General features: G+C 32.4%; 13 protein-coding genes and 1 pseudogene. 13 read left to right on the forward strand and 1 reads right to left on the reverse strand.

The genetic code is table 11. The features are described 5' to 3' along the window. Window positions 1-404: 404 nt before the first annotated feature. The 8 genes from KTC92_RS03030 (at window position 405) to KTC92_RS03065 (ending at window position 8,035) form a co-directional block, all read left to right on the forward strand. Complete coding sequence (locus KTC92_RS03030; RefSeq protein ID WP_258280667.1) at window positions 405-1,832, forward strand: aspartate ammonia-lyase; 1,428 nt, start codon at window positions 405-407, stop codon at window positions 1,830-1,832. Between the two features lie 411 nt (window positions 1,833-2,243). Beyond that, a complete protein-coding gene (locus tag KTC92_RS03035; protein ID WP_165413535.1) occupies window positions 2,244-3,524 on the forward strand; it encodes a dicarboxylate/amino acid:cation symporter in 1,281 nt (426 codons plus the stop codon). A gap of 32 nt (window positions 3,525-3,556) precedes the next feature. Then, window positions 3,557-4,729, forward strand: coding sequence for an NADP-dependent malic enzyme (locus tag KTC92_RS03040; RefSeq protein ID WP_165413536.1), 1,173 nt, complete (start codon window positions 3,557-3,559; stop codon window positions 4,727-4,729). Window positions 4,730-4,925: 196 nt separating this feature from the next. Next, a complete protein-coding gene (locus tag KTC92_RS03045) occupies window positions 4,926-5,264 on the forward strand; it encodes a hypothetical protein (RefSeq protein ID WP_165413537.1) in 339 nt (112 codons plus the stop codon). 248 nt (window positions 5,265-5,512) lie between these two features. Further along, window positions 5,513-6,310 carry an amino acid ABC transporter substrate-binding protein gene (locus tag KTC92_RS03050; RefSeq protein WP_216302821.1) on the forward strand — a complete coding sequence of 266 codons (798 nt, stop codon included), beginning with the start codon at window positions 5,513-5,515 and terminating at the stop codon, window positions 6,308-6,310. Window positions 6,311-6,322: 12 nt separating this feature from the next. Further along, a complete protein-coding gene (locus KTC92_RS03055) occupies window positions 6,323-7,006 on the forward strand; it encodes an amino acid ABC transporter permease (protein ID WP_216302822.1) in 684 nt (227 codons plus the stop codon). A 13-nt stretch (window positions 7,007-7,019) separates the two neighbouring features. Then, window positions 7,020-7,763, forward strand: coding sequence for an amino acid ABC transporter ATP-binding protein (locus KTC92_RS03060; protein WP_220286564.1), 744 nt, complete (start codon window positions 7,020-7,022; stop codon window positions 7,761-7,763). Between the two features lie 65 nt (window positions 7,764-7,828). Then, complete coding sequence (locus KTC92_RS03065; RefSeq protein WP_220286563.1) at window positions 7,829-8,035, forward strand: hypothetical protein; 207 nt, start codon at window positions 7,829-7,831, stop codon at window positions 8,033-8,035. 59 nt (window positions 8,036-8,094) lie between these two features. Here the strand turns inward: KTC92_RS03065 and KTC92_RS03070 are convergent, their stop codons facing one another. Further along, window positions 8,095-8,601, reverse strand: a complete 507-nt coding sequence (locus KTC92_RS03070; RefSeq protein ID WP_216302841.1) for a methylated-DNA--[protein]-cysteine S-methyltransferase — start codon at window positions 8,599-8,601, stop codon at window positions 8,095-8,097. A gap of 575 nt (window positions 8,602-9,176) precedes the next feature. Between KTC92_RS03070 and KTC92_RS03075 the strand changes: the two are divergent. The 5 genes and pseudogenes from KTC92_RS03075 to KTC92_RS03095 all read left to right on the forward strand — a co-directional run. Further along, window positions 9,177-9,344 (forward strand): annotated as a pseudogene (locus tag KTC92_RS03075) (RNA polymerase subunit sigma-70); the annotation flags it as partial. Window positions 9,345-9,486: 142 nt separating this feature from the next. After that, window positions 9,487-9,675, forward strand: coding sequence for an alpha/beta-type small acid-soluble spore protein (locus KTC92_RS03080; RefSeq protein WP_165413544.1), 189 nt, complete (start codon window positions 9,487-9,489; stop codon window positions 9,673-9,675). A 232-nt stretch (window positions 9,676-9,907) separates the two neighbouring features. After that, window positions 9,908-10,036, forward strand: a complete 129-nt coding sequence (locus KTC92_RS03085; protein ID WP_258280755.1) for a hypothetical protein — start codon at window positions 9,908-9,910, stop codon at window positions 10,034-10,036. A gap of 75 nt (window positions 10,037-10,111) precedes the next feature. Next, complete coding sequence (locus tag KTC92_RS03090; protein WP_216302824.1) at window positions 10,112-11,374, forward strand: putative DNA modification/repair radical SAM protein; 1,263 nt, start codon at window positions 10,112-10,114, stop codon at window positions 11,372-11,374. Next, entirely contained in the window at window positions 11,367-12,098 is a 732-nt protein-coding gene (locus tag KTC92_RS03095; RefSeq protein ID WP_216302825.1) for a TIGR03915 family putative DNA repair protein, read from the forward strand. Before KTC92_RS03090 ends, KTC92_RS03095 begins: the two co-directional genes overlap by 8 nt. The last annotated feature ends 107 nt before the right edge of the window (window positions 12,099-12,205 follow it).

Below are 12,205 nucleotides of genomic sequence, written 5' to 3' on the forward strand. Positions count from 1 at the left end.
TAATTCATTGTGATGTTATATGCCTATAAATATCAAAAAACTCTTAGTAGCAAGTAGTTATCTTCAGGTCATATCATAGTACCCTTGAGGTACTTATTTTTTTTATGTGGAATACCACTTAGAGAGCAGATGTAAAATTAATCTTAACGGTAATCTTGCAAAGTAAACAATATTCAAAATATTCAAACTTAAGGTTGTATTCGATATAACACTAGGTATATTAAGAATTAATTTTCAATTTCAAATGCTTTAAAGCGCCGTAAATCAATAAATATTAAGTAATAAATTAGTCTTAATTTAGTTAAAAGACTTACTTATGATACTTAAAAAGACAGATGTTTATTTGACAAAATTTATTTCAAAGGGTATTATTAGTATATTATAGTAAACAAGGAGGAAATATTATGAATGAAAACATGCAAAAATTTAGGGTGGAAAGCGATTCTGTTGGCTCTAAGAATGTACCTATAGAAGCATATTATGGAGTTCAATCATTAAGGGCGTCAGAAAACTTTAATATTACAGGTAGGAGGATGCACAAAGACTTAATAGTCAGTCTTGCGCAAGTAAAAAAAGCTACAGCTATTGCAAATAATGAAGCTGGATTAATGAGTAAAAAAATCAGCGACGCTATAGTACAAGCATGTGATGAAATAATAGTTGGTAAATTACATAATGAATTTATAATTGATCCTATTCAAGGTGGAGCAGGTACATCGGGTAATATGAATGCAAATGAAGTAATTGCTAATAGAGCAAATGAAATATTGGGTGGTAAATTGGGAGCGTATGATAAAGTTCATCCAAATGATCATGTAAATATGGGACAATCTACAAATGATGTATTCCCAACAGCAGGCAAGATGGCAGCTCTAAAACTTATTCCAAAAACCTTAGAGGAGTTAAGAAAACTTGGTGATGTACTTGTTGAAAAGTCTAAAGAATTTGATGATGTTATTAAAATGGGAAGAACTCAAATGCAAGATGCTGTACCTATTAGATTAGGCCAAGAATTCCATGCATATAGCTCAGTAATAAAAAGAAATATTGATAGGTTAGAAAAAGCCAGTGAAGGGCTAAAGAGTGTAAATATGGGAGCTTCTGCTATAGGGACAGGAATAAATGTGGATACAGGATATTTTAAAAAAATCGTGCCAGCAATTAATGATGTTGTTAATTTAGATTTACATCAAGCAGAAGACTTAATAGATGGGACACAAAATCTGGATGTTTTTGTGGACGTTTCATCAGCTCTTAAAACTTGTGCAGTAAGTCTATCCAAGATATCAAATGACTTAAGGTTAATGTCTTCAGGTCCTAGAGCAGGCTTTGGGGAAATCAATCTGCCAGCAAAACAAAATGGATCTTCAATAATGCCAGGAAAGATAAATCCTGTAATTCCAGAAGTTATGAGTCAAGTATCTTTTAATATTATAGGCAATGACATTACTATAACTATGGCAGCAGAGGCCGGACAATTAGAATTAAATGCATTTGAACCAGTTATATTCTATAACTTATATGAATCTATAGAAACACTAGGTAACGGAGTTAATACCCTTAGAGAAAATTGTATTGCAGGTATTACGGCTAATAGAAAAAGGTGCAAATACTTAGTAGATAATAGTGTAGGTATAATTACAGCGATAGTACCTCATGTAGGTTATAAGGCAGCTGCAAAAATTGCAGCTAGAGCGATTGCAACAGGCGAACCTGTAAGTGAATTGGTACTTAAAGAGAGTATTTTAACGAAAGCACAACTTAATGAAATACTAGATACAATAGCAATGACCGAGCCAGGAATAGCAGCAAAGCATTTAATGGCTATATAAATTATTTTATTAATTAAATGTAAACAATAGTATGCAATTAGGTATTTTTTGTGGTATTATAGTATAGTGAAATTGCAATCATCATGGAATAAAGTAAAGGCTCAGTTAGTTTCGAGGATTGAAACTAGAGATGATCTTAGCATTGCATATACTCCGGAAGTGGCTAAAACATATTGAGTGAATATTAAGAAAACGGTTACCAGTATGCTCCTAAACAACATTTGGTTGTTTAGGAGCATACTGACATGAAGGGCTCCTTTCGAAATTCATTTTTAGTTTATACCCATCTTGTAAATGTATATGCGCCCAAGGTGGGCGGATTACAGCCATTTCAATATATAAAAATGTGGTATTAATGCTGGCTGTGGCATTTCATAGCCAGCTAATAAAATATATAAAGGAGGGTTTTGTATGAGTAAAAAAAAGGTGAACTTGACAACTAGAATCCTTATTGCTCTATTATTAGGATCAATAACTGGAATTATTGTATTTCAATTTCCTAATGGAACTTTTAAAAATGCTTTTTTAATAAATGGTGTTTTCCAGTTAGTAGGTCAACTTTTTTTAAGAGGAATAATGATGCTTGTAGTCCCACTGGTGTTTATTTCCTTAGCAAATGGTGCGGCCAGTATGGGAGATGTAAAGAAATTAGGTAGGGTCGGGGGAAAGACTGTAGCTTTTTATCTATCAACTACAGCAATAGCTGTTGCTATTGCGCTAGTCTTAGGTTATTTTATAAAGCCAGGATCAGGGTTAGATTTAACAGCCGTAAAAGCAGTGAAAACTACAATTGCTACCAAAACTCCATTGGTACAAACGTTATACGAAATGGTACCAAGTAATCCAATTTTAGCTATGTCGGAAGGTAATATGCTTCAAATTATTGTAGTTGCTGTATTAACTGGTATAGGCTTATCTTTATTAGGTAAAAAAGGTCAGCCCCTAATTAATTTACTTGAAAGCCTAAATGATTTAATAATGAAATTAGTAGAAATCGTTATGACATTTGCACCTATAGGTGTATTTGGGCTTATAGCTAAAACCTTTGCTACTGTAGGGTATGTAGCTATGATGCCTTTAATGAAATATATTCTTACAATATATTTGGGTCTATTACTTATCTCAATATTAGGATATGCAAGTCTTTTAAAAAGTTTTACTGGGTTATCTATAAAAAAGTTTTACAAAAAATTCTTCCCAGTTATGTCTGTAGCTTTCTCAACAGCTAGTAGTAATGCTACAGTACCAGTGAATATGGAAACATGTGAAAAAGAATTAGGGGTATCAAAAGGTATTGCGGCCTTCACTATTCCATTAGGTGCAACAGTTAATATGAATGGTACTGCTATTATGCAAGGGGTAGCAACATTCTTTGTAGCTCAAGCATATGGCATTCCTGTTACACTAAATATGATGTTAACAGTAGTTCTAACTTCAACTATTGCATCTGTAGGTACAGCTGGAGTCCCTGGTGCTTCCATTATAATGCTGTCTATGGTATTTCAGGCTGTAGGTCTTCCCTTAGAAGGAATCGGTCTTATAATGGGTGTAGATAGATTGGTAGATATGGGCAGAACAGTTGTCAATATTACAGGAGATGCTATTTGCACTGTTATAATAGCTAAGCAAGAAGGGGAATTAGACGTTGACGTATTCAATAGTGAGAACGAAGAATTAAGTGGCAATGTATAAATAATACAATTTAATAAAAGGGGAAGTATTGAATGAATTATTTTGTAGAAAGTTTAAAACTGCATGAAAAACATACAGGCAAAATTGAAGTAATATCAAAAATAAAAATCCAAACAAATGATGATTTGGCACTTGCGTACACACCTGGTGTTGCAGAACCTTGCAAGAAAATCTATGAAAACGTAGAAAATGTGTATAAATATACATCTAAAGGGAATATGGTTGCAGTGGTTACGGATGGCACTGCTATTCTAGGGCTTGGAGATATAGGACCCGAGGCAGGACTTCCGGTTATGGAAGGAAAGGCTATATTGTTTAAAGAGTTTGGTAATGTAGATGCCTTTCCAATATGCTTAGACACAAAGGACGTAGATGAAATTGTTCGCACAATACAGCTTATCTCCCCAGGGTTTGGTGGGATAAACTTAGAAGATATTAGTGCTCCAAGATGCTTTGAAATAGAAGAAAAGCTTAAAAAAATATTAGATATACCAGTATTTCACGATGACCAACATGGGACAGCAATTGTAGTTCTTGCAGGTCTTATCAATGCTTGTAAAGTAGTTGGAAAGAAGCTTGAGAATTTAAAGGTTGTAGTAAACGGTGCTGGTTCTGCGGGAACAGCAATATCAAAGCTTTTACTCTCCTCAGGAGTGAAGAATTTAATTGTCTGTGACAAAGTAGGAGTACTTTATAGAGGGATGGCAATAATTGATGATGCAAAAACAGCCCTTACAGAAATAACTAATCCAGAAAATATAAAAGGAAGCTTAAGTGATGCATTAGTAGGTGCAGATGTATTTATAGGGGTTTCTGCACCAGGAATAGTAACACCTGAGATGGTTAAATCTATGAACAAAGATTCTATAGTCTTTGGAATGGCAAATCCAACCCCAGAAATCATGCCAGATGAAGCTAAAAAAGCGGGCGCGAGGGTATGTGGTTCAGGACGTTCAGATTTTCCAAACCAAGTAAATAATGTTCTTGTATTTCCAGGGTTATTCAGAGGTGCATTAGATGTGAGGGCAAAAGAAATAAATGAAGAAATGAAGCTTGCAGCAGCATATGCTATTGCAAATTATATAAAAGATGAAGATTTAAACGAAAACAATGTAATTCCAAGTGCATTAGATAGAGGTGTAGCAACAAAAGTAGCAGAAGCAATTGCGAAAGCTGCAAAAGAAACAGGCGCAGCAAGGATATAACCAAGCGCTGCTAGGATTACCTCTTCATGACCATTGAGAATCATGAATAAATTACAAATGATTTATTTTTTTAATTTAAAAAGATAGTAAAAACTTTATAATAAGGTTTTGCTATCTTTTTTTCTATTAATTTCTTATAGAATTTTTTAGAATAAATCTTCGCCTTATTACATATAATTAGTGGAGGTGGTTAAATATGTATAGAACTATGGTGTGCAAAACATGTGATAACAATAGAGTACTCATTGAAAAAGTTGGACAGGAACTAAATATCAAGTGCTCAAAATGTGAAAATACAATAATGCAGGCGGTTTACCTAGAGTCTTGGAATGAACATATTGCTAATACATATAAATTTAGAATCGGTATTGATGATGATAGGTTAATTGAGGCGGATATAGTTGAAATGAAAGTTAATAAAGAAGAGCCTCAAACTTCAAGCGAAGAGGGAAAAAAAATTCGGTTAATGTATGTAAAAGAATATGAATTCATAAGGCAACTTCCAGAAGATGAGTATGTGGAAATAATCAATTGAAATAGATTGTAGGGGGATGAAAGAGTCGAAGAGCTGCTTTGAATATGTATGTTTATATAGGGAAAATGAAAAAAAGAGCTCACTAGGGCTTTTTTTTGTTTTCAAAACAAATGAATATGGTGATAATATATAATTAGTCTTCACTATAGTAACTTAAAAATAAATATTGACAGTAAAAGAAAACCTATGGTATTATAAATACAATGCAATACATTACTAAAACGATAGGAATACTAGGAGGGTAATAAATGAAAAAAACATCTGTATTAATTAGTACTTTATTAATAGCAACACTGGGACTTGTAGGATGCGCCACAAGTAGTAGTAAAAACACTGAATCTAAGGACCTATTATCAAAAATAAAGAGTGAAGGGAAAATACAAATTGGTACTGAAGGAACATACGCACCATACAGCTTCCATGATAAATCAGGAAAGTTAACTGGTTTTGATGTTGAAATTGCAGAGGAAGTATCTAAACGTCTTTCCGTAAAACCAGAATTTGTGGAAACAAAGTGGGATGGTATGTTTGCTGGGCTCGACGCAAAGCGATTTGATATGGTAGTAAATCTAGTTGGAATTCAACCAGATAGACAAGAAAAATATGATTTTTCAGAACCATATATAGTTTCAAAAGCAGTGCTTATAGTAAACAGTGATGATAACACTATCAAAAAGTTTGAAGATTTGAAGGGGAAGAAATCTGCTCAATCATTAACTAGTAACTTATCTAAAATTGCAAAAGATAATGGTGCAATACTTCAACCAGTTGACAGCTTTAATCAAGCAATTGACCTTTTAGGTTCTAAAAGGGTAGATGCCACAGTTAATGACAGTTTATCTTATCTTGATCTTAAAAAACAAAAACCAGACCTTGCTATAAAAGTTGTTGATGAGGAAGGAAATGCACAGCCAAGCGCATTTATGTTTAAAAAGGGAAATAAAGAATTAGTGGATGCGGTTAATAAAGCACTTATTGATATGAAAGCAGATGGTGCTTATTTAAAAATTTCAAATAAGTGGTTTGGCAGCGATGTATCAAAATAAGAGGGTGATAAGATGAATTTTGATGTGCAAACACTAAGAATATTAAACATAATTAAAGACTCTTTTTTTCCTTTATTAATAGCTGGTGTAAAATTTACCATTCCAGTGGCAGTGCTTTCTTTCATACTCGGTTCAATTGTGGCTATGGCAACGGCTCTTGCACGTATATCCAAACATAAATCATTAGTTTTAATATCAAGTTTTTATGTTTGGATAATAAGAGGGACACCGCTTCTCGTGCAGTTATTTATAATATTCTACGGATTACCAGCTGCTGGTATAACCATGGGAGCTTTACCGGCAGCAATTATAGGTTTTACATTAAATGTTGGAGCTTATAATTCGGAAGTAATTAGGGCTGCAATTCTATCTATACCTAAGGGGCAGTGGGAAGCAGCATCTTCAATTGGTATGACTCATACTCAGTCGTTGATTCGTATAATTTTGCCACAAGCAGCTAGAGTATCTGTACCGCCGCTGTCAAATTCATTTATAAGCCTTGTTAAAGATACATCCCTTGCTGCGTCGATTACTTTAGCGGAAATGTTTCAGATTGCTCAAAGAATAACAGCAGTAACATATGAACCACTTGTATTGTACTGTGAAGTGGCCTTTATATATCTATTATTTTGTACTATACTATCTACAATTCAACAGAAAATAGAGAAAAATCTTGAAAAATATGTCGCTAGGTAATTGGAGGAAATTCATGATTAATATAAAAAATTTACACAAGAGTTTCGGAAATAATGAAATATTAAAAGGTATAGATTTGCGAATTGTAAGAGGCGAAGCAACCATTATTATAGGGCCTTCAGGTTCGGGTAAAACCACACTTCTTAGATGTATGAATTTGCTAGATCTGCCTAATAAGGGGACTATGAGCATTGGGGATAATGAATTAGTGTTTGGGGAAAATAAAAATCCAACTGATAAAGAAGTGATATCACTTCGCAGGAATACTGGAATGGTATTTCAAGGATTCCATTTATTTCCTCATATGACTGTGGTAGAAAATATTATGGAAGGGCTTGTTACTGTACTTAAGCAATCTAAGAAGGCAGCCCATGATAAAGCACTTAAGCTTTTAGATAAGGTTGGGCTTTTAGACAAGTGCAACAGTTATCCTCATGAGCTTTCAGGAGGACAACAACAAAGGGTTGCTATAGCGCGTGCTATGGCTATAGAACCATCAGTACTATTATTTGACGAGCCAACATCTGCACTGGATCCTGAGCTTGAAGCGGAGGTGCTTAAAGTTATGAAGGATCTATCACTTGAAGGTATGACAATGGTAGTTGTTACTCATAATATGAGTTTTGCAAGAGAAGTAGCAGACAATATAATATTTATGGATAACGGAATCATTGTTGACAGGGGAACACCGAAGGAGTTATTAATTAACACAACTAACCCAAGAATAAAACAATTTTTAAATTTAGTATCTGATTAGATAATAGATTGTTTGAGAAAAAATAATTTCGACACTAAGAATTTTATTAAGTTGGAGGCGTGAAAATGTTAAATAAAGAAGTTAAAGAGAATCTATTGAGAGAAGGCATTCATGAAGATGCTGTAACTGCTTTAGATGAAAAGGGAAAGTGCCTATTTGATATAGATAGTACAAGGGACGTATGCTTTGAACTGATTGATGTGGGTGTTAAATTTAGTTGTGAACTAAGTATTTTAGATGATGGATTGTATTTGATAAAAATTTTAAATTAGATTATAGACATAACCATTATTAGGGCTATGTCTATAATTATTATTATGTGTAAAAATTACTATTGGAAATTGAATCCTTCAATTTCCAATAGTAATTTTTGTGTAGGCGTTCTATTACCAGCAAAGCCTACCAACTTACCACTTTTACCAATGACCCTGTGACAGGGTATAATTATAGGCAATTGGTTATATTTATTAGCTTGACCTACTGCCCTTACAGCTTTAGGGTTTCCGATGGATTCTGCAATTTGCAAATAATTCCGCGTTTCACCATAAGGTATATCTCTAAGGGCTTTCCATACTTTCTTTCTGAACTGTGTGCCTTCTATAGATAAAGGTATATCGAAATTTTTCCTTTTACCTTTGAAATATTCGTCTAGCTGAACTATAACTTCCTTGCATAACTCATTATCTTTGGGAATAGCTTCATGTTTTTTCTTGTATTGTATCCAATCTTCTTCAAAAATTTCTACTTTTATAACACCGATCTCATTCACTACTACATGGATAAGCCCAATAGGGGAATCATAAACATCATAACCGATTTTCACAAAACGCCTCCTCAATTGTATAATAGAAACCATAAATAAAAGGTAGCATAAGATTCATATTCTGTCCAGTTTAAAGCAATTTTTTTATCATATAAAATGAAAACGTGAATATTAATTTTCTCCAAATGAAAAAGGCCAGACTTTAAGGCGGGCCTTTCAATTTCTTAATCTATATAAGTTTTTTATTAAATATATTAGTTAAATTTAAATTTTCTATTTTACCTTTAATCTCATCTATATCTAAAGTATAGAGTCCAAGTTCCTGCATTCTTTTAAAATAGTATTATTACTCCTATGAGTATTCATTTATGAATATTGATTTATCAAAACTTGTTTTTGTAATGCAACATTGAAATCAAGAAAATGTCTAATTGTTGGTTATCAATTATAAATGCGTAAAAAAATATAATGTGGTAGAATAAATAAAATTTTTAGGGTATGAGTATGTAAAGAGTCCTCTAGTGGGTCCCTTCTGCATAAGCATTTTAAAAACCGGCCTTAAAAGTTCTTATTTAATAATTAAATAATAGGTACATGAAAACAAATAACAAATCATATTATATTTAGAAGCTCTAGTAGGAGGAACATCTGTGTTTTTCATGAATTGTTTATTAAATATGATTGGAAATATTACATTTTTAACAGCCTATATAACTGGCAGTAGTTCATTCCCTCAACCATTGTGTGAAGAAGAAAAAAAATATTCCTATCCAGGAAAGGATGTAGATGAGCTAATATCTATTGGAATAGTGGGACTCAATTTATATAATAACTAGCCCTTAAAAATCATCTATTTAATTATATTGGAATAGACATAATTTTCTATGAATATTGTTTATAATAATACACATGATAATAGTGTAATTGAAAACGATTATCAAATATAGAGGAGGTTATTATATGTCAAGAAATAGAGTATTGGTTCCGGAGGCTAAGGTTGGATTAAACAAATTTAAAATGGAAGCTGCTAAAGAAGTAGGAGTAAATCTTACAGACGGTTACAATGGAGATTTAACCTCAAGAGAGAATGGTTCGGTAGGCGGACAAATGGTTAAGAAAATGGTTGAGTCTTACGAAAAGAATTTGTAATAAGAAATGTGGAAGAAGTTAGCCTAGCGTAATTGCTAGGCTTTTTTTGTAAAATCATTTAAATTTGATAAACAGCCCCATAGAAATATGGAAATTGTCAGTTTGCGTGGGAAGAAAGAGAAAATAAATGGTTACACATGGTAAGTAAAGAATCTATTGCACTAATAAAAGTTAATCAAGAATAAATATATATTCTTTAGAATTTGAAAAAGAGAGTGAAATAAGTTTTCCCATTAATAATGGAAGACAGGTATATTTAGTTCAAGTAGAGGGATGTTCAAGTATAAATAGTATTAAGATAGGAAAAAGATGCTATGGAAATGGTAGCGTGGTTAATGTGTATTTTAATAGAGTTTCGTGATTATCCAGGAAATATATCTTTCAAAATTGGACAAAACGTGATAAAATAAGAACAAACGTTTGCGGGGTGATGAAAGTGGATATAATGAAAAAACTTGAAATATTATCTAATTCAGCGAAGTATGATGCGTCTTGTTCTTCGAGCGGTTCTAATAGAAAGAACACAAAGGGAGGCATAGGTAATGCAGCATCAACAGGTATTTGCCATTCCTGGTCACAGGATGGTAGATGTATTTCGCTACTTAAAATTTTGTATACCAATAAATGCATATACGATTGTAAATATTGTATTAATAGAGCTAGTAATGATCTGGAGAGAACAAGCTTTACTCCAAAAGAAGTAGTAGATTTAACTATAAATTTCTATAGAAGAAATTATATCGAAGGATTATTTTTAAGTTCTGGGGTAGAAAGAAGCCCAGATTACACGATGGAAAATTTAGTGAGAATTTTAAAGGATTTAAGACTGATTCACAAATTTAATGGATATATTCATGTAAAAGCTATTCCAGGCTCTGATCCAAAGCTCATATATGAGGCGGGATTGTATGCAGACAGAATGAGTGTAAATATTGAGTTGCCGTCAGAAAAAAGCTTAAAACTCTTAGCACCTCAAAAGAATAAGGCAGATATATTAAAACCTATGCGACTTATTAAACACAGTATAATAGAATCTAATGAATATAAGAAAAAAGGATTTAAAGCTCCTAGATTTACTCCTGGTGGACAAAGTACTCAGATAATGGTAGGGGCAACTAATGAAAGTGATTTAAGAGTAATTAGTCTTACTGAAGGATTATATAATACTTTTGGGCTTAAGAGGGTGTATTATTCTGCTTATGTGCCGGTGGTGCAGCACGCAAATTTACCCGCTATTCAAAGCACACCTCCAATATTAAAAGAACATAGAATGTATCAAGCAGATTGGCTTTTAAGATATTATGGATTTAAGGCAAATGAATTATTAGATGAGCAAAATCCGAACTTTGATATAAATTTAGATCCCAAAGCCTTTTGGGCATTAAATAATTTGGATAAGTTTCCGTTAGAAGTAAATAACGCTCCCTATGAAACATTACTTAGAGTGCCTGGAATAGGAGTAACATCGGCTTTAAGAATTATAAAATCAAGAAGACTTTGCAATCTTTCCTATGATAATTTAAAAAAAATAGGAGTAGTGCTCAAAAGAGCTAGATACTTTATAACTTGTAGTGGTAAATTTTATGGAGATAAGGCGATGGAAAGAGGAAGGATCAAAAATTATTTATTAGACTATGAAAGTTTTGATAAGCCACAACAAATGAGCTTGTTTACTCAAAGGAGTGATTTATTTGTTTAGATACATTTATGATGGAAGTTTCGATGGGTTTTTATCTGTTGTATATGGTTGTTACTATGATAGAATACCTGAATGCATAGATAGGGTAGATAGATATACTTTTGACATGATATATAAGGACAAGTTTATAGAAACTGATATAATAAAATCAAATAAAGTATCTAAGTCAATACTAGAAAAAATATCAAAAGATGCATTAATTCATGTGTATCAAGCGTTTTTATCTGAGGTACAAGGAATAGAGTTAATATTATTTAAATATATTCAGTTAGGGTTTAAGTTAGGGAGTAAAGTTAATGATTTTTTAACAGATGACATTGTAAATGAAGTACAGAAATATTCTAGAAAAGTTGGCTTTGAAGCACATAGATTTTTAGGATTAGTTAGATTTCAAGAATTCAAGGGCATATTGTATGCAGCAATTGAACCTACTTACAATATTCTTGAGCTCATAGCAAATCACTTTAAAGCAAGACTTACAAATGAAAAGTGGATAATTCATGATGTGAAGAGAAAAACAGGTGTAGTTTATGAAAATCATGAATGGATATTAAGGGATTTGAAATTTGAAAAATTAGAAAGTAATGAGAAGGAAGAGTTATTCTATCGAAACCTTTGGAAAGTTTTTCATAAAAGTGTTGGCATACAAGAAAGGAGTAATAAAAGACTACAAATGCAACATATGCCAAAGAAATATTGGGATAATTTAATTGAAATGAAATAGTGTCACTAGTTGCACTATTTTAAATTTCAGTATTTTTAAAAAAAATGTTAACAATCATGTTATAATAGATATAAACACATTATTAGGTTATTGTAATTAAAGGAAGG

Origin of the sequence: Clostridium sp. CM027 (assembly GCF_024730565.1) — a bacterium.
Lineage (GTDB): Bacteria > Bacillota > Clostridia > Clostridiales > Clostridiaceae > Clostridium_AD > Clostridium_AD estertheticum_B.